At 53.6% G+C, this 17236-nt stretch carries 26 protein-coding genes; 20 read left to right on the top strand and 6 right to left on the bottom strand.

Annotated features, from left to right (window positions below; translation table 11 throughout):
• Window positions 1-72: 72 nt before the first annotated feature.
• The gene (locus tag HX884_RS20805) at window positions 73-672 is read left to right on the top strand and encodes a hypothetical protein (RefSeq protein ID WP_051461730.1); all 600 of its coding nucleotides are present in this window, start codon (window positions 73-75) and stop codon (window positions 670-672) included.
• Window positions 673-726: 54 nt separating this feature from the next.
• Here the strand turns inward: HX884_RS20805 and HX884_RS20810 are convergent, their stop codons facing one another.
• The 4 genes from HX884_RS20810 to HX884_RS20825 form a co-directional block, all read right to left on the bottom strand.
• Window positions 727-915, bottom strand: coding sequence for a hypothetical protein (locus tag HX884_RS20810; RefSeq protein ID WP_032637347.1), 189 nt, complete (start codon window positions 913-915; stop codon window positions 727-729).
• Window positions 916-968: 53 nt separating this feature from the next.
• Entirely contained in the window at window positions 969-1262 is a 294-nt protein-coding gene (locus HX884_RS20815; RefSeq protein WP_025760326.1) for a hypothetical protein, read from the bottom strand.
• A complete protein-coding gene (locus tag HX884_RS20820; RefSeq protein WP_045265524.1) occupies window positions 1263-2114 on the bottom strand; it encodes a ParA family protein in 852 nt (283 codons plus the stop codon). It lies immediately after the preceding gene.
• 189 nt (window positions 2115-2303) lie between these two features.
• Window positions 2304-2504, bottom strand: coding sequence for a hypothetical protein (locus HX884_RS20825; protein WP_032637350.1), 201 nt, complete (start codon window positions 2502-2504; stop codon window positions 2304-2306).
• Window positions 2505-3002: 498 nt separating this feature from the next.
• On the opposite strand from HX884_RS20825, the gene HX884_RS20830 reads away from it, so the two are divergent.
• The 4 genes from HX884_RS20830 to HX884_RS20845 all read left to right on the top strand — a co-directional run bounded on the left by HX884_RS20830 (window position 3003) and on the right by HX884_RS20845 (window position 5281).
• Window positions 3003-3680: a DNA methylase gene (locus tag HX884_RS20830; RefSeq protein ID WP_032637352.1), complete on the top strand. Its 678-nt coding sequence runs from the start codon at window positions 3003-3005 to the stop codon at window positions 3678-3680.
• Complete coding sequence (locus tag HX884_RS20835; protein ID WP_041907514.1) at window positions 3677-3901, top strand: hypothetical protein; 225 nt, start codon at window positions 3677-3679, stop codon at window positions 3899-3901. Before HX884_RS20830 ends, HX884_RS20835 begins: the two co-directional genes overlap by 4 nt.
• 55 nt (window positions 3902-3956) lie before the next feature.
• On the top strand, window positions 3957-4373 hold the full coding sequence (locus tag HX884_RS20840; protein ID WP_057069482.1) for a DUF1380 family protein: 417 nt from the start codon (window positions 3957-3959) through the stop codon (window positions 4371-4373).
• 401 nt (window positions 4374-4774) lie between these two features.
• Complete coding sequence (locus tag HX884_RS20845; protein ID WP_032637356.1) at window positions 4775-5281, top strand: antirestriction protein ArdA; 507 nt, start codon at window positions 4775-4777, stop codon at window positions 5279-5281.
• Here the strand turns inward: HX884_RS20845 and HX884_RS20850 are convergent.
• Entirely contained in the window at window positions 5271-5639 is a 369-nt protein-coding gene (locus HX884_RS20850) for a hypothetical protein (RefSeq protein ID WP_032637358.1), read from the bottom strand. The genes HX884_RS20845 and HX884_RS20850 overlap by 11 nt on opposite strands.
• 432 nt (window positions 5640-6071) lie before the next feature.
• On the opposite strand from HX884_RS20850, the gene HX884_RS20855 reads away from it, so the two are divergent.
• From HX884_RS20855 to HX884_RS20910, 12 genes are all read left to right on the top strand, one after another.
• On the top strand, window positions 6072-6302 hold the full coding sequence (locus HX884_RS20855) for a DUF905 domain-containing protein (protein ID WP_032637359.1): 231 nt from the start codon (window positions 6072-6074) through the stop codon (window positions 6300-6302).
• A 66-nt stretch (window positions 6303-6368) separates the two neighbouring features.
• A complete protein-coding gene (locus HX884_RS20860) occupies window positions 6369-8378 on the top strand; it encodes a ParB/RepB/Spo0J family partition protein (RefSeq protein ID WP_057069619.1) in 2010 nt (669 codons plus the stop codon).
• Between the two features lie 42 nt (window positions 8379-8420).
• A complete protein-coding gene (psiB, locus tag HX884_RS20865) occupies window positions 8421-8852 on the top strand; it encodes a conjugation system SOS inhibitor PsiB (protein WP_032637363.1) in 432 nt (143 codons plus the stop codon).
• On the top strand, window positions 8849-9577 hold the full coding sequence (locus HX884_RS20870) for a plasmid SOS inhibition protein A (protein WP_057069616.1): 729 nt from the start codon (window positions 8849-8851) through the stop codon (window positions 9575-9577). Before psiB ends, HX884_RS20870 begins: the two co-directional genes overlap by 4 nt.
• Entirely contained in the window at window positions 9574-9897 is a 324-nt protein-coding gene (locus HX884_RS20875) for a hypothetical protein (protein WP_057069613.1), read from the top strand. The genes HX884_RS20870 and HX884_RS20875 overlap by 4 nt, the downstream gene beginning before the upstream one ends.
• A gap of 61 nt (window positions 9898-9958) precedes the next feature.
• Window positions 9959-10333 (top strand): hypothetical protein, encoded by a 375-nt coding sequence (locus HX884_RS20880; protein ID WP_032637367.1) that lies wholly within the window; start codon window positions 9959-9961, stop codon window positions 10331-10333.
• A gap of 646 nt (window positions 10334-10979) precedes the next feature.
• The gene (locus HX884_RS20885; RefSeq protein WP_032637252.1) at window positions 10980-11354 is read left to right on the top strand and encodes a hypothetical protein; all 375 of its coding nucleotides are present in this window, start codon (window positions 10980-10982) and stop codon (window positions 11352-11354) included.
• A 53-nt stretch (window positions 11355-11407) separates the two neighbouring features.
• Window positions 11408-11695 (top strand): hypothetical protein, encoded by a 288-nt coding sequence (locus tag HX884_RS20890; RefSeq protein ID WP_008324178.1) that lies wholly within the window; start codon window positions 11408-11410, stop codon window positions 11693-11695.
• Window positions 11696-11741: 46 nt separating this feature from the next.
• On the top strand, window positions 11742-12086 hold the full coding sequence (locus tag HX884_RS20895; RefSeq protein WP_008324177.1) for a hypothetical protein: 345 nt from the start codon (window positions 11742-11744) through the stop codon (window positions 12084-12086).
• A gap of 85 nt (window positions 12087-12171) precedes the next feature.
• The gene (locus HX884_RS20900; protein ID WP_008324174.1) at window positions 12172-12435 is read left to right on the top strand and encodes a hypothetical protein; all 264 of its coding nucleotides are present in this window, start codon (window positions 12172-12174) and stop codon (window positions 12433-12435) included.
• 42 nt (window positions 12436-12477) lie between these two features.
• Window positions 12478-13308 (top strand): N-6 DNA methylase, encoded by an 831-nt coding sequence (locus HX884_RS20905; protein WP_008324171.1) that lies wholly within the window; start codon window positions 12478-12480, stop codon window positions 13306-13308.
• A 626-nt stretch (window positions 13309-13934) separates the two neighbouring features.
• Window positions 13935-14465 (top strand): antirestriction protein, encoded by a 531-nt coding sequence (locus HX884_RS20910; protein WP_008324170.1) that lies wholly within the window; start codon window positions 13935-13937, stop codon window positions 14463-14465.
• Between the two features lie 46 nt (window positions 14466-14511).
• On the opposite strand, the gene HX884_RS20915 is transcribed toward HX884_RS20910, so the two are convergent.
• The gene (locus HX884_RS20915; RefSeq protein WP_008324168.1) at window positions 14512-14988 is read right to left on the bottom strand and encodes a transglycosylase SLT domain-containing protein; all 477 of its coding nucleotides are present in this window, start codon (window positions 14986-14988) and stop codon (window positions 14512-14514) included.
• Between the two features lie 431 nt (window positions 14989-15419).
• Here HX884_RS20915 and traM point away from each other — a divergent pair, with 431 nt between their 5' ends.
• The 3 genes from traM (at window position 15420) to HX884_RS20930 (ending at window position 17001) form a co-directional block, all read left to right on the top strand.
• Window positions 15420-15812: a conjugal transfer relaxosome DNA-binding protein TraM gene (gene traM / locus HX884_RS20920; protein ID WP_008324167.1), complete on the top strand. Its 393-nt coding sequence runs from the start codon at window positions 15420-15422 to the stop codon at window positions 15810-15812.
• A gap of 188 nt (window positions 15813-16000) precedes the next feature.
• Window positions 16001-16699: a hypothetical protein gene (locus tag HX884_RS20925; protein ID WP_057069591.1), complete on the top strand. Its 699-nt coding sequence runs from the start codon at window positions 16001-16003 to the stop codon at window positions 16697-16699.
• Between the two features lie 77 nt (window positions 16700-16776).
• Window positions 16777-17001, top strand: a complete 225-nt coding sequence (locus HX884_RS20930; protein WP_008324165.1) for a TraY domain-containing protein — start codon at window positions 16777-16779, stop codon at window positions 16999-17001.
• Window positions 17002-17236 lie beyond the last annotated feature (235 nt).

The following is a 17236-nucleotide window of genomic DNA, read 5'->3' on the forward strand; positions in this document are numbered from 1 at the left end:
TGAAATGACTGAGTCAGCCGAGAAGAATTTCCCCGCTTATTCGCACCTTCCTTAGATAAAGCCAGAGATAACATGCTGCGATATTCTTCGGGTCAGGCTTGGCCGGCGGTAATGAAAGAGTGGTCGGTCACCGGAGGATTTATAGACTCGCACTCCATCAACAAAACCTGCGAGCTGTGTGACAACGAAGGACTGCGCTATCAGTTTCAGATAACCAACGTGCTCACACATTACTCACTCTGGGTGGGTTCTACCTGTATTAACAAGTTCGTCCCTGTTTTTGCCGGCGGCAGAGAGCTGCTCGGAGAAGAAAAAGAAGCCGAAGTACGTAAAATTATGGCGGCCGCCAGGGCAACCTCAAGGCAGGAACGCGCAAAATCGGTTCTGGCACAGCTAAAAATCAAAGCACCTGACAGGTTCAGCGATCCGAAATGGGTGGCTAATCTTGATGTCGGGTACTCCGCCAGTCAGCTAAAGATGATTGCGGTGCTTTGTAAAAGCCACCGGATCACCTTTAATTCCGGAGATTTTAAAATCAACACCCGCAAGGCTAACGTTGTTGATCAAATACGGCTTCTGGAACCCTGGCAGTATTTCAATATGAGGGACGCTATCCCTAAAAGCCGGCATAAGCAGTTTGATGCGTGGTTTGCTGCGAAAAGAATACAATAAGAAATTAATGTAGTTCTTATGCAATACATAAGAACTACATTTTAACCGCCGTAATCAGCGAGGACTGAAACCGGCGTCAGTGAGTGATTTCTGCAGTGACTGGATGGCATCTTTCATCACCCAGGTTTCATCATCGTCGACGGCACAGGCCCGCATTTCTGACCAGGTTAAGCGCTTAACAAATTGTGCCAGCGCCATTGCCTGGCTGTCAGTTAACTCAGTGGTCACGGTAACAGTGGGCATTACTTGCACTCCTTTTTGTAAGTCAGAAAGATTACTTATGTAATTCTTATGTATTACAAATATTCCTTAATCATCTCCAGCATTTTTTCCGGTCCGGCTTCCCGGGCCAGGTACAGAGCTGCACGCAGCACGGTTGAGTCGGTGATAGTTTTTGTCGTGAGATCCTGAATTTCATCAACCAGTTCGCTGCACATCACTTTTTCCGCTGGTGTCATACGGATGGTTTTGGGGTTTTCGCTGGTCGTTCTGTTGCGGTTGACCTTAACGTTAGAAAGGCGGGTTTTCGCCTCTCCCTGTGTGGTTTCAGGTTTGACCATTGCGGGACGCGCGAGAGGGCCTTTAGCCATTTATGCAGCCTCGTTTGATAAGAGAGTTTCAAGTTCACGCATCAGCGCACGGTAATCGTTCAGGGCGAGGGACCCTTTGTTGTAATACCAGAGCGGGACGCAGGCAACCTGTGCCTGGGAGATGTTCTCATCAGCCCGGATACGGGTTTCCAGGTAGTTATCACGGGTTCGCTCGTTGGAAGCCAGTTGCTCATGAAGATAGGTGTTCATCTTCTTCTTGGCACCATTGTACTCATTGCGGAATACGCTGAACCGGGTAAAGCGGGTTTCACGGATCTCATCGAGATAGTCCAGTACAACATCCAGCCCGGTCAGAGCAAAGCTGCCGCCATCAACGGGAATAAGTACATGGTCCGCGGTATAGGCAGCGTTCGTGGTGGACAGGTTCAGACCTGGAGAACAGTCGATGAGGATATAATCGAATTTATCCATCACCGACTGCAGATGGCGGGACAGTATTTTTTCCCGATGGTGCCGGGTCAGGCAGTTTTCCATGACGCGTTCAAACGACGGATCTGACGGAATGATATAAAGGTTATCGATCACCTCTTCACCACTGACGGCCGGGATAATTGCATCAAAAATACTGAAGCGCGGGTTGTTATATAAATCGCAGATGGTGTGGCCATACTGCGCGTAGTATTTTTTCCCGTTAGCCATCACCTCAGTCGAGTTGGCCTGCTGGTCTCCGTCGATAAGCAATACCCGACGCCCGGCATGTGCGAGGCTCATGGCGAGGTTGGTGATCGTGGAGGTTTTACCGGCACCACCCTTGTTATTCATGATGGCAATGATGCGGGCCACGGTGTTAACCAGCGGTGTCAGCTGAGATTGCACTGGAATTTCAGACATGAGAACTCCTCTCTCAATGAAATACAGGTGTATTACGTTTTAGCGACAATAGAGTATCGCCGTGTGTGATTACTATAGCATTACAAATGTAATACACAAGTATTTTTATTGAACTACGCAAGTATTCCATTTCATGCGTCAGATCCTTGACGACAGAGGGCTGCACGGGGTGTATCAGCAGCGCTGTTTTCAATGCCGGGAAATATCGCTGATGTTCTCTTCAGGCTGTGAGGCACGACCTGGTGCATTGAATGTGATGGTGATGATTTTTCTGGCCAGCCCCTCATCGGAAAGGGCATCATCCACACTGACATCACGAATCAGTGGGCTTTCCTCTTCTATATGTTGGGCAATATCCCGCAGCCACTCAGCCAGCATTTCTCTGTCCATCTTTCTCCGCTCCGGTTGTGTACATTCAGCATCAACATACCACACCAGGAAAAGTGAAGTCTGCGTGGATGGTTAAAAGATGACCATCCTTGTCAGGCGTGCTGTCATCCGTGCTGGTAGCGACCTGCGCGGAATACCCTCATTTTATACACAGAATTGCCCACCGAAATTGTGGACAGCGACGATGAAAATACGATGTCGCTGCGCTCCTCATTCATACCGCTCTGCTGTGAACGCCGTGCCGCTACTGTAGCCGGGCCGCTGTGCAGAAAAGGGAGGCTTCGCCACCATCCTCACCCGGTCGCAGTGATTTCAAAATGCATTTTACGCTGTCTTCCCGTCGTTCTCCGGCTCAATTTTCGCCGTCAAACCGTCCAGTCAGCGTCTGCTTTTATCTGCGCTGCGGCTTGCGGTGGTGCCCTTGTCTGCTCCGCTTTTCGCCCGGCTGTCGTATCGGCACGGCGTAACTGGCGCCGCATTTGAGAAAGGAGAATGATTATGTCCCGTCTGATTTTGGGTGACTGTGTGCAGGTAATGGCTGGCTTTCCTGAGAAGGCCGTCGATTTCATACTGACTGACCCGCCATACCTCGTTGGTTTTCGTGACCGTCAGGGCCGCACCATTGCCGGTGATAAAACGGATGAATGGCTGCAACCTGCCTGTCATGAGATGTACCGCGTGCTGAAAAAAGACGCGCTGATGGTGAGCTTCTACGGCTGGAACCGCGTCGATCGCTTTATGGCCGCCTGGAAACATGCCGGATTCAGCGTTGTTGGCCACCTGGTGTGTACCAAAACCTACACATCGAAGTCCGCCTATGTGGGCTACCGCCATGAATGTGCCTATCTGCTGGCAAAAGGCCGTCCGACCCTTCCGCAAAATCCGCTCCCGGACGTGCTGCACTGGAAGTACACCGGCAACAAACATCACCCAACGGAGAAGCCTGTATCGAGCCTTCAGCCGCTCATCGAGTCCTTCACGCGCCCTGATGCCATTGTGCTCGACCCCTTTGCTGGCAGTGGATCAACGTGCGTGGCAGCACTACAGGCAGGCCGTCGCTACATCGGTATCGAACTGCTGGAGCAGTACCACCGGACCGGGCAGCAGCGGCTGGCAGCGGTTCACCGTGCCATGCAGTACCCGGCCGCTAACGACGACCTGCCGGAGGCAGCATGACCAATTATCAGGGACATGAACAACTGCGTGACGACATGGCCGCGCTATCCAACGCCATGAGCGACCTGCGCCTGCATATCCGGGCGCTGGAAGTGAAGTATCACGACGGATGCCCCGCGCTGGTTGATGCGCTGGCCGCTGATTTCTTGCGCAATCTCAACGAGCAGTATCTGACCGTTTACATGCGCGTACTGGCGTTCAGCGACTGTTTTCACGACTGACTGCGACCGGGCGGTTTGCCGCCCGGCCTTCTTACCCGATTTTGAGGAACTTGATATGCACGGAACCCGTGAAGCGCTTTGTACCGAACTGGCGCGGATGTTTACCCATGATGAACCTCTGGCCCTGCTGGTCTGGACGGAGGAGGGGATTCATTCCGCGTGCCGGGAATTGCGCCCTACAGACGACGAGATTACGGCCCTGCTGGAAACGGTCGGCAACAGCGACATGAAGGTGTATCGCCGGGAAGGCGTCACGGATGCGTCGGTGTGCGATCTGCTGACCCGCCATCGTGAAGCGATTAACCGGCAGGTGATGGTCCCGGCGCAGGTGCTTTCGCGCCTGGTGCATGACGTAGAACGCGAGCTGGTTCACCAGGAGGGGCTGGCATGGGAGGCGGGCGGGCCGACACCCGCGCGTATCCGTCAGGGAATGGCGGACGTGGAGGTGCTGAAGGCGCTGCTGGCAGCGTGAGGCGATGCCGGAGGGATAGCCTCCGGCTTTTTCTTCTTCGGATGTCGCGCGGCCGCTCCGCTTTTCTGGCTCATCCTCCACGCTGTTCCGGCTTCGCGGTGAGTAACGTCCAGAGCGGTCTGCGGCTTACGCCGTGCCTCTACTCTAGCCCGAACGCTGCAAATGCAAGGGTTCACTGACGTCGATGCTTTCACCCGGTCGCCGTATATTTAATTGCCTGTCGCGGTTCTTCCCGTCGTTATCTCGCTCAATATTCGCTCGCTAACCGTCCAGACCCTCTCCGCTGTTTACCGGCGCTGCGGCTTCATGCATCGCCCCTGCATTTTTCGCTCCCTGTCGGGCTGTCGTGTCGGCACGGCGTAAGCCGGAACTCAGACAACATCGACTATGGAGGATTTTTTATGCGCACTACGACGACCACACCGGCTGTTTATGTGGGTACGTATCACAAATACAACTGCGGCAGCATTTTCGGCAAATGGTTTGATCTGACGGAGTTTGACGGCAGGGAGGATTTTTACGAGGCCTGTCAGGCGCTGCATGCCGATGAATGGGACGCCGAATTTATGTTCCAGGACCAGGAAGGTATCCCGTCGCAGTTCGTCTCTGAAAGCTCCATTGACTGGGATTTTATCGCCGCTTACAAACGCGCCGAAGAAGAGGGCAGGGAGGCCGCTTTTATCGCCTGGGCGGAGTATACCGGCGAGTGTGACTATGACGCGTTTGATGATGCATACCGCGGCGAGGCGGAGAGCGAGGAGGACTATGCGCGTGAAATGGCTGAAGACAACGGCCTGCTGAATGAGGTGCCGGAGCCGCTGCGCAGCTATTTCGATTTTGAAGCCTGGGCGCGTGACCTGTTCAGCAGCGGTTATGTATTCCATGACGGCCACGTCTTCAGCAACTGATTTTCCCCGGCAGGCGGTTTAGCCGCCTGTCAGCCCGCGCGCTAAACCCTGGCAGGCTCTGCCTGCCGGCGAAGTTCGCCGCGCCTGCGGCGCCGCGCATCTCCGCCAGTGCCTGATGCTCCTGTGGTGCCAGGGTATGAATATTGGTGTGCTGCAGCGGGTCGGCGATATTTCTGTTCTGGCGATAATGCCTGCGTTGCTGTTGCCAATAGTGGCCATACCGGTGGCGTACTGGCTGATATCGCTGTTCTGTCGGTTTTTCTTCCTGTTGTGTCTGCCTGTGGGCGACTTCCCTGGCGGGAACCGGCGCTGTCGTAAACGGAGCCGGTAAACCGTCTCCGCCCTGCCGGGCTTCCATCGCACTGTCGCAGGTTCAACATCACGCTTGCGGCATCCGTTTACGGATGCGCCGCTCTCACCAGCCCGGCGGTCATGCTGCCGGGCCTCTTCGGGGCAACGCCGTTTCGCGCCCGCGCGTTCCGTCGTTGCGGCGGGTTCCTGCTCATTCCCTGCCTGGTTATTTCCCCCTTTTGAGTCCTTTCGCCGGGGCTGAGACAAGCACAGCCGCTGTCAGCTGTCCAGGGTAAATGGCACGCGGTAAACCGCGCCCCGGACATCCGCCATCGCCCGCGCTGGTTTACGCCCCTGCGGCGAACGGCTCTCAAACGGGTGAAGGTAACAACCAGCGGGGGCGTTCAGCAGGTCCCCGCAAAACGTCAAAACCGCGGCCCCGGCAACTCAACGGGTGATGGTTTTTTAAAAGCAAAACAGGTTCAGAAGGAGGAGCAACATGAGCGAGGCGCTGGCGGTTTTACCCGACAACACCTTTACCCGTGAACAGGCTGAGGCCGTTGCGGCGCAGTACACCAACGTGGCGATAGAGGACGATCAGGGTTCGCATTTTCGTCTGGTCGTTCGTCAGGACGGCGAGATGGTCTGGCGCACGTGGAACTTCGAGCCGGGCGGCACGTACTGGCTCAACCGTTATACCGCGGACTACGGCATCCGTAAGCCGCAGTAAGAAGGTGCCCTGCCGGAGCAGCTACTCCGCAGGGCCGGACAATCATCAATCAGTGAGGTATTAACTATGTCAGTAACCGATGTTAAAGCAAAAGCCCCCAAAAAAGCGAGCAGCAAAAAAATCACGAAGGCGCAGGAAGAAGCCCTGAAGGCCGCCCTTGAGGCCGCTGTCATCGAGTATGTTCCGCTGTCCAGTCTCACTAAATCCCCGCTGAACGTGCGCACCATCCCGTATTCCGTGGACAGCGTTCGCGGTCTTGCCGACTCCATCGAGGCGCTAGGACTGCTGCAGAACCTGATTGTTCACACCCTTGCGGACGGGCAATCCGGGGTGGCCGCAGGTGGCCGCCGACTGACTGCCCTGAATCTGCTGGCGCAGGAAGACCGTCTTGCGGCCGATCATACCGTCATGGTGAAACGCGTCTCAGACGACATTGCTGCCCTTGCCTCCATCGCTGAGAACGAGCAGCGCGCCGCCATGCATCCCGCCGAGCAGATCGCAGGTTTCCGTACGCTGGCAGAGCAGGGCAAAACCCCCGCGCAGATTGGCGATGCGCTCGGCTTCGGCTCCCGCCACGTGCAGCGCATGCTGAAGCTGGCAAACCTCGCCCCGTCCCTGATGGATAAGCTCGCGCAGGACGAACTGACCGTTGAGCAGTGTCAGGCGCTCTGTCTCGAGGACGATCCTGCCCGTCAGGTTGAGGTATTTGAAAGCGTGAAGGCCAGCTGGTCGAACGCGCCCGCACACCTGATTAAACGCGCCATTACCGAAACCGAGATGCGCACCGACAACACCAAATTCCGGTTTATCGGGCGCGAAGCGTATGAGGCGGCAGGGGGTTACGTTCGTGAAGATCTGTTCAGCCAGGACGAGGGCGACGGCACGGCAGACAGCGTGCTGGTTGAGCGTCTGGTGCAGGAGAAGCTGGAGCGTATCGCGCAGGACATTCAGCAGCGTGAGGGCTGGGCATGGAGTCGCGGACGCGCAGCCCGCATCTGGTACCACGGTGAAGACGGTAAAGAGTTCGTTCAGCCTGCTGAACCCGATCCGGTGTACACCCCTGAACAACAGCAGCGTCTTGATGCGCTGCGGGAGCAGTACGACACATATGACAGCGTTTGCGACGAGTCAGATGCGATCGAAGCGGACATCCTCGCCATTCAGGCGGCGGCAGAGGCCAGCGCGTGGACTGACGACATGAAGTCAGGCGCGGGAGTGATGGTCAGCCTGTACGAAGGGCAGGTGTACGTGCAGCGCGGTGTGCGCCTGAAAGCGGATATGCCGGAAGAAACCGTAACCAGCAGCGTAACGGTGCCATTCACCTCACGCCAGCCCGACGCCGCAGAGGGGATCAGCGTTCCGCTGCTCACGAAAATGACCTCCGAGCGTACGCTGGCAGTCCAGGCGGCGCTGATGCAGCAGCCCGAAAAGGCAGTGGCGCTGATGGTCTGGCGCATGTGTACCTGCGTCTTTTCAGGCTGTCTGACCACGACGCACCCGTTCCGAATCAGCCTGACTGTTTCCCACAGCAGTCTGACGGAGAACGCCCCGTCCGGTAAGGATGGCGCAGCGTTTAACATCCTGATGACCGAACAGGCAAGGCTGAAAGCCCTGCTGCCGGAAGGGTGGGAGAAGGACTTCACCACCTTCTTTTCCCTTGACGGCGGGGTGTTGATGTCGCTGATGGCCTTCTGCACGGCCTGTTCCGTTGACGGGGTACAGACCCGCGATATGGGGCACACCTCGCGCAGTACCCTCGATACGGTCGAGGCGGCAATCGGCTTCCACCTGCGCGACTGGTGGCAGCCGACGAAGGACAACTACTTCGGCAGCCTGAAACATCCTCAGATTGTGGCCTCCCTTAAAGAGGCGGGGCTGACGGGCGCGGCGGGTGACGCGGAGAAGATGAAGAAGGGCGATGCAGCAGCGCATGCGGAGCACTTTATGCAGCACACCCGCTGGGTTCCGGCATGGCTGAAAGGACCAGAGCCAGCGGCTGAATCCGGTGCTGACGACGCGGTTTCCGATACCGATAGCACTGACAACGACACCACCAACACGGCACATGCCGCCTGATAACGGAGAGCCGCCCTGCGGGGCGGCAATAAGGAGATACCCATGCGCACTATTCTGACCCCCGATGTACTGAAAACGATGTCCTGTGATGAGTTTGAGGACTGGCGGGACAGCGGCGAAGACTTCCGCCGCGAACTGACCCACGCCGTCATGCGTGACCTGTCCTGCCCTGAAAACTGGGATGTGAACGGCGAGTACCGCAGCGAGTTCGGCGGCTTCTTCCCCGTGCAGGTGCGCTTTACGCCCCCGCACGGCAACTACCATATTGCCGTGTGCAGTCCGGGTGCCATCAGTCCGGCGTGGATGGTGGTGTTTGTGCCCGCCAGCGGTCGTCCGTTCTCCGTCATTCGTACCCTGAACAGCTACCAGCCGGAGCTTGTCAGCCACACCGTCAGCCTGACGGCGCGTCTTGATGCGGACGGATACAGTCAGGCCAGCATCATCAGTATCCTGGCAGCGGAGGGCGCGGCATGATACCTGCAAACCTGTCACTGGTTCCCTTCAGCCCAGAGCGACGCGCCGCGATGGAGGCCATCGCTGAGGTTGAACGCCGGCGGTCGCGCGGCGCGGTGTCCACGGCGTATCCGTATGCCAGCGCCTTTTTCCGGCGGCTCATGGGCAGCACGCGCATCTCACTCAGGGAAATCCATCATTTTGCGCCGGTGCTGACGGCGCGGGAGCTGCGAGGCAGCAGGGGCAGCTGGCTCAGTGCCATCGATGCCCTGATTGAAAGTCGCGGGACGCGTTGCTGGCTTCCACTTCCTGTCGGTGCCGGACAGCGCCTCTTTCCGGAGGTGGCCTTTCAGCAGACCGAGCGGGTTCGCTGTCAGGACGCCCTGCGGGATGAAAAATACACCCGCCAGCGGCACAAAGAACGGTGTCAGCGTGAGCGGGCGTACCAGGCGCTGGCGGGGCAGGCGGAGATTGAGCTGGCATTCCATACGCCGGAAACGGTCAGCAGCTGGAGCGCGCGCTGGTCGGGGACTGAGCTGCGCCAGTACGACCTGGAGGAGATGTTCTGGCGCTGGAGCGAGCGTTTCCCGTCACTGGAGCCAATGGAGCGCTGGACGATGGAGAGTCAGCCTTTCTGGACGGTGATGGCCGAAACGGATGCGCTGGCAAGGGAAAGTCCGGGATCTGTCAGGCAGCTGGAGCGCTGGATGGTACCCAACAAGCTGACAATGCGGAGCCGGGTATGAAGTGGCGTTACTCGCTGCGCTGGAAGCGTCCCGGTCCCTGTCCCGGTGAACCTGAACTGGCGTCAGAAGTGGTGGAAGCGGGGAAACCCGCCCCTGAGTCCGTGATGTCACTGTGGGTGGCAGGAGCCGGATATGCCGTCTGCGTGGATTTTCTGTGTGACAGACAGATCAGGCGCTGGACCGACGAGCGTAAGGCGGCCACCCGCCGACGGAATCTGGCGCGTCGTGTTAACAGGATCGCGCCCCTGTTTGCTGATGAGCTGATTGAGCGGGAACTGACGGCACGGCCTGAATATTTTCGGGGAAAGTCGCCTCACTGAGTCTGATATCATATCCTGCCAGAATACGGTCGGCAGGGTGCTTAAAAGGGATAATTTAGAGATGAGATACTGGATACTGGTCGCGCTGTTAAATGGCCTGTTTACGCTGGTCATACATTACGCGGCGCCGGAGATGTTCGGAAGTACGGCGTACTATGCCGGGGTGGCAATCTGTTCCCTGATTGCGCTGGTTATCACCTGGCGCGATCCGCCTGGTATGCTGGACAACGTGCTCTTGTTTCTCTTTAAGTGGGGAATTGTGGCTTCTGGACTGGCGTTTTCTGTCTGGGGCATCGGATACAAGCTGGAATTCTGGGGGGAACATAACCCCGATGAAGTTTTCAGCAGTGCATTCGACACCATCTTGCCGAATCTGGCGGTGCTGAGCGGTGCTTTGATTCTGGTCAGTGGCTGGGTGTTCTGGAGGCGAAGGTAACAAAGAATACGCCAGCGTGAGGGCTGGAAAGTAACAAGAGCGGTTATGCCTGCGGTATAGCTGCTCTTTTTTATGCCCCTTACGCTTTGTAATACCCTGCAGTGAATCTCCTCTGAAGAACGGACGCTGCGAATTATGGTGGCAGTTGCTTGTATCATCTTTTCAAATTTGCCTGTTGTCGGACGGGGTCACTGGCCATGACTGCGGGCGACTTCCCTGACGGGAACCGGGGCTGTCGTAAACGGAGCCGGTAAACCGTCTCCGCCCTGACGGGCTTCCATCCCACTGTCGCAACGTCAACACCGGCTCGCAGTGACCGTTCCGGTCACGCCGCTTTCACCATGCCGGCGATAAAGCCGCCGGCACTCAGATGACGCCACGTCGTTCCGCCGTGTCGGGTGTGTTCATCCTCTCCCCGTACCTCTGGCGAGCCCTCTCCCGTTAAGTCCCCGGGCTGAGGGCTTGTCGTAGCACCGTCGTGTCGTCATCCGAAGGGTGAAATGAACTCCGCCAAAACTTTTTGCGAAGGACCGCAAAAACTTTTGTCTCCGCCCTTCTCCTGCCGCCCCGCCGTTGCTCCTTTGCCCTTTGCCGCCAGGGAACTCACCGAGAGATGGATTAACCACCAGACAGGAGGAAAAGCAGGATGAACACACAGAACGTCAACGTCAAAACCGCCACCAAAGAATCTTCCGAAAGATGGGTGAAAACCTCGTCCCTGCGTACTGATGGCTTTGTGCGCAATATCCATTCCCGTAACCCGTTCGATGTTATTCGCGCGGACGTGGTGCTGGCCCGTATGGAAATACAGGCTAACCGGGGATGTGGCCTGCACTACGAGATTTATGAGTCCCGTCTGCTGGGGATGGCTATGCATTACCTGGCAGAACTGCCACTGAAAGACCGTCCGGCGTTTATGGGGGCGGCAGCGAAACGGGGTTACATGCTGACGACTGCGGAAGAAGAACGTGCCGATGGTGAATGTGCTGACCTGATGAGCGAGCTGGCGGCGGATTACTGATTACTTAATCGGCTGGCAGCAGGGGATGCCGCCAGTCACAACGGAGAAACATGATGAGCAACAGCAACACGAACAGCACATTCAGCTTCGACGCATGGGAGAAAAGCGCGCTCAGCGAACTTGATACCCTGCAAAACCACGTCAGTAAAGCCCTGATGAAGTACCAGAGCAATACGGACAAAACGGCGCTGGGCGAGTCTGCAAACCGCTATATGGGCGAACTCAGAACCGCTGTCACGCGCATCCTGAAAGCCACGCCAGCCATTCAGCAGAAAGTCGACGAGATTGCCGACATGCTGCACCTGATGGCGCATTTTTCCGGCATCACGTTCGACGAATAACCACCACGGCGAAATATCAACGCCATTAACCAGAAGGAGATAAACCATGCACTTAAATCTGACCGAATCCTGCGCTGAAGCGGGTATTTATGCGACCAGTGAGGCCGAACGCGCGTACTGGCTGAGCCGCGAAAAGTCATATCTGACCGCGTCCGTCGAAATCGACGTACACGCCTTCCATGATGCGCTGGGGCTGATGTACCCGATGAACTGGCGCAGCAGTCAGAACGGCGAGTGTGAAACCTTCATGCTGGCGGAAATGGTCTGCGGTAATGTGACCGAAATCTACGCGCGGATCGGTATCCGTTATTACCGGATGCGCGACTACAGCAACCTTGACCACGCGGAGATTCTGGCACGCGTTAAGGAGGGAGTGCAGCGCCAGAAATGAAAAAGGCAGACTTTCGTCTGCCATATCCCGCCGGATTTACCCGCTTGCAACGATTAATCCGGCCTTCACCAAAAGGAACAAACCAATGCAATTCAGTGAAGTTTCGATTGTTACACCGACCGCCCTGTATGTCCAGATGCTTGAGGCGGAAAACGCACCCGTAAAAAAACAGGTGCGTATTAAACGCAGTGATATCGACCGTGACGACATCAGCGCCGAAATGCGGGCGCTGGGCCGTCACATAGCGCACTGCCGGAAGAAGGGGCGCGCCGTTCGTATTCCTGCCATGCGCGGGAGTGAGTGGGGGCAGGTGTTACGCACGCTCGAACTGAAGCGGGCATTTAACTGATAACTGAGCCGCTCCTTACGGGGCGGCATTTAAGGAGGAAATATGTCTCAACTCAGTTTTGCCAGCTTCTTTGATCAGGCGAGAGAAGCCGCACCCTTAACACCCGCTAAACCCGTATTGCCCACCGTGAATGCGCAGCCGATACTGCACCGGATGATGACAATCGACCAGGCCCGCCGCCAGTTTATCAGCGTGTTCAGGGATACCGCCCGCAGCCTGCGCCGCTGGGAGGTGTTCAGCGACTTTATCACGCTGGCCGCCAGCGAGCTGGATATGGCGCGGATAAGAACGCCAGAGAATATTGAGCAGAGCCGCAAAATCTGCGCGAAGTACAGCGAGAGTGATATCAGCAACCTGCATACGCTTTTCTGCCTGATGGTCTGCGCACTGGAGGCCAAATTCCACGACTTCCTCGGCGCGATCTTCATGGAGCTTGAGCTTGGCGACGACCGCAACGGACAGTATTTCACGCCGTATCACGTCCAGTCACTGCTGGCGAGGCTGCTGATGCCGGACGTCGACGAAACGATACGCCGTGAGGGATTCGTTACCGTCAGCGATCCGGCAAGCGGTGCGGCGGGAATGATTGTGGCGTATGCGGAATATCTGCTGGAGGCGGGCTATAACCCGTCTGAACATATGTTCGGAAGCTGCATCGATATTGATTCTGTTGCGGCCGATATGGCGTTTATTCAGCTTTCCCTGCTGGGTATTCCTGCCGAGGTGGTCACGGGCAATACGCTGACGATGAAGTTAAACAGGGTGCGGTATACGCCTGTGTACTACATCAACAACTTTGGTAAGCGGCTGGACGATCAGCGCCGTATCAGTGCCATGCGCGAATTTTTGCGCTGTATAAATGACGCTGCATAGCTATCCAGAAGGGCAGGGGAGTGTCCTGCCTTTCGTGGCATCAAAGGCCGCGCGCCTGCGGCGCAGAATAAGCAGGCTGCGCTGACGCGCTGCCTGCATTATTCCGGCGCGTGGTAGTCTGAAGTTCCTGTCTTTTGGTCAGGTGGTTAATATTCCTCATTCTCCTGCTGGCGATGGTCTTTATTATTCTGCCGCGGATATGGATATTATCCTTTCTTTTCCGGGCGTCGTCCCTGAAGGGACACGGCTGTCGTGAACGGAGCCGGTAAACCGTCTCCGCCCTTCGGGCGTCCATCCTGACGTAAATTCAAATTCACGCTTGCTGCATCCCGAATGGATGCGCCGCTTTCACCGTGGCGGTAATAAATTACCCCCACTCTGAAGCCCGTAACGGTAATTCGTCTTACGCCGATTTTCCGTTACGGGATGTGTGCATTCTCCTGGTGTGACTATCGCCCGATTTCATCAGTTCGCGGAGGGCTGCTTTTAGCATCAGCCAGTAAGGAAATAAAGGGGTATATAAACGCTGCGCGCCCCTTTATTTCCTTACTGTCAGCTGCTCATTGCCCTTCGCCGCTCAGTGATGAAGTCGAACGATGTAATAACCCAATGAGGAGAAAACCAGAATGCACACATTAAACGTCAAAACCGCCACTCGTGAATCAGCCGAACAATTTAAGATCGATGAACGCCAGCGCTACTCTGTTACAGATGGTGATGAACGTCTGGATTTTATTCCTGCGCTCTTTTTTACGCCTTCTGCTGATAACATGATTGCCAGCTGGTTACGTCAGCATTCAGATTATGATGGCGGTTTCTGGAATTACTGGATTATTCCGCAGGGCACCGGAGGAAACATTGCTCCGAACTGTGTCAGATTCACCACGACGCAAACCGGATATATCGCACCGGAAGGTGAACAGCGCTATAACATGGTTATTCCCGGTAATTACTTTGAAGCAGAGGTCAGTGCCGATGCTGCCGGAATTATTGCGACCCTGATGATCATGAACTGGTTGTCCTGGCAGGTTGCAGATATGGGGCCTGAATATTCGAAAGTCTGTAAACACCTCGTCGCTCGTCAGGATGCACTGAAAGACTACATCAGTATCATAAAACACCCTGAAGCAGATTTAATTTATCGGGCTATTGATTGACGACATAAATACTGGATGAATAAAAAGACCTCCTGTTGAGGTCTTTTTACTGTTTTGCAAGAGTCTGCGCTGCATTTTTATTATTCTTTATAGCCCGATATGTTGCCTCAATTTTTCTGGCATAGACATATCTTCTCTGCGCCTGTTCTTCTGTTTTCCTGAAACCTGCATTATAAGCGCCCACGGCCTGCCAGCTGACTCCCCACTTTTTGAATGCAATTGCAAGATAGTAAGCCCCGGTGTAGATATTCATACACGGATCGGAAAGAAGATGCTCCGGTTTTATTCCATAACGAGCCAGTTCGTTAAAGTGCTGGGAGTCCACCTGCATAAGTCCGGAGCCAAAACCCGAAACAGGATTGTAGCCTTTTACGTATGTGCGGAAGTTCGATTCATTCCAGGAGATTGCCCGAAGCAGATCCGGATCTATATGATAATCCCTTCCTGCCAGATCAAAACAATCAGCAGCGTTCAACATTCCAGAAAAAGCCAACATTAAAAACGTAAGAGCAATCCGTTTCATTTCTTCCCTCCGGGCACCATGCCGGAAATACGTTAACCCATCCCATGCCCAGACTCAACTAATATGCACTCCTCACCACCAAAAGCTCCACACCCCACGCAAAATTAAAATTTTGCTGATTGGCTCTTTAAATCATGCAGTTAGAGAAAAAGTAATGTGAAATAATTTATTTTAATGTGTGTAAACGACTCGGTAGTGAGTTCTATTCGACTCGGTAAAAACTCTACTCAGAGTCATTTGTGACTATTTTTAATAATTCCATTGAGTTACTACTACGGCGAGTCTATATTCGAGTCGTGAGTTTTTACAGTGTGTGTCGGCATGCAAGTCGTCTGTTTTCTGGCAGAGAGTCTGTGCCGAGTCGTGTATTTTTAGCTTTTCAAAATATTCTGACGTACCGAAGTTTTGGAAATATAAATAAGGAGAAAATTATGGCCAGAGTTCAGGTCTATGTAAGCGATGAAGTGTCAGAGAAAATAAGAGTAATCGCGGAAAAACGTCGCGCTGAAGGAGCGAGAGATAAAGATGTAAGTTTCTCGAGCATTGCATCAATGCTGGTCGAACTTGGTCTTCGGGTCTATGAAGCGCAGATGGAAAGAAAAGAGTCTTCATTTAATCAGGCGCTCTATAATAAAACTATCCTTGAAAATGTAATGAAAACTCAATTTATTGTCAGCAAGCTGCTGGCGATGGAGTCGCTGAGTCCACATCTTGCTGGAAATGAAAAATTTGATTTCAGGGATATGGTTACGTGTATACGTGAAGATGTGCAACAGATTGTTGAAAAATTCTTCCCACAGGAGGAAGAGTCTCAAGATAATTAGCTGAAAATGTTTGATAAATAGGATTTAGATCTGCTGTTTTTGAGTGACTTTGTCGTCAGTAATTGATATATTTTATGCAGACATAAGTAAAATTTGATGCCCGCCATTCAATTTGGTGGGTCGCCGGTACACCGGGCTACTACCCCGAGTGTACCGACTATACACAGAAACCTTCAGAGGAGGCTTCAATGCACCCGCGCGATCCTAGAGATCTCTCCCAATCAAGTCAATCATTAGATGATGTTCTAAGTCATTTTAATGGCCTTTATAATTCCTCATCACTACCTTTTTGTATTCGCGATCAATCCAGAAAAGTAATTTATAAAAATGATGCTTTTTCCGACCTCTTTCATCCACTTTCGAAATCATTTTCAGGTATAAGCTTCGATTCTGACGAGGTTGAACTCGAACTATCATCTATTGAATTAGAGGCATTTGTTATGGGACCTGAAACAGCACTATGTCGTACCTTTAACTTTAACGGTGAGTTTTATCAATTGAGAGTCGAAATACGTTTAATTGATGGGGATCTTTATGCTATATGGCTTATAAATTATTTTCCAGATTACCAGGCATTATTCAAGGTAAACACTAAGGTACTGAATGACAGCTTTGATGTGGACATTTTTCTTTCTGAAATGACAACGAAAAAAATGATTACTTTATGTTTTTCTGTTCTCGGATTCCAGCTTCATACTATGTCGAGGTGCCTTGGAGTTTCTGAATCTGCGATTACTAATAGGCTTGCTAGTGTTAAAAAAGAAATTAGAAAGCATTTCCCTGATTATGATGACTTCAGATTCTTTTGTCTGAAGAATGGTGTTTATATAAGAATGACGTCAGTAGTACTCAAGGTACTTAATGTTAAATCTTTGTTAGCAAAATAGTGTAGAAAACTCGGTATTGAATAAATTGTATTTCACGTGTCACTATCCTGACGCAGGAATATGTTGAGAGGGAAAACATGATTAGACGTCACAGGCTTCGTGGCCCAACGGTAACTATGTCGATCTACCTTGACCCACAAACCGATCTTCTTATTTTGAAGGCGAAGGACAGAAGTGGTCGTTCTAAATCAGCTGAAGCGCTGATTCGGTTACGTGACCACCTGGAAAAATTCCCTGATTTCTATAACTCTGAAATGGCGGAGGTGATCCCAAACAATCTTGAACCCAAGTCACAAAACTAGTTTTTTAGGATTTTTATTTCAACAAATCTATCCGGTGTAATTAAAGGATTAATGAATATGACTGATGTGTCTGTTATTAACGCTGTACCCGCGACCCCTGCAAAGAAAAAATTCAGCAAAGTCGCGTTACTCAAAGCGCTGAAGTTTGCCCTGCCTGTCGCAGCCCTTGCTGCGTTTTTCCGACTTTGTTGAATAAATCGAACTTTTGCTGAGTTGAAGGATCAGATCACGCATC

Origin of the sequence: Enterobacter sp. SECR19-1250, assembly GCF_013391025.1 — a bacterium.
Lineage (GTDB): Bacteria > Pseudomonadota > Gammaproteobacteria > Enterobacterales > Enterobacteriaceae > Enterobacter > Enterobacter cloacae.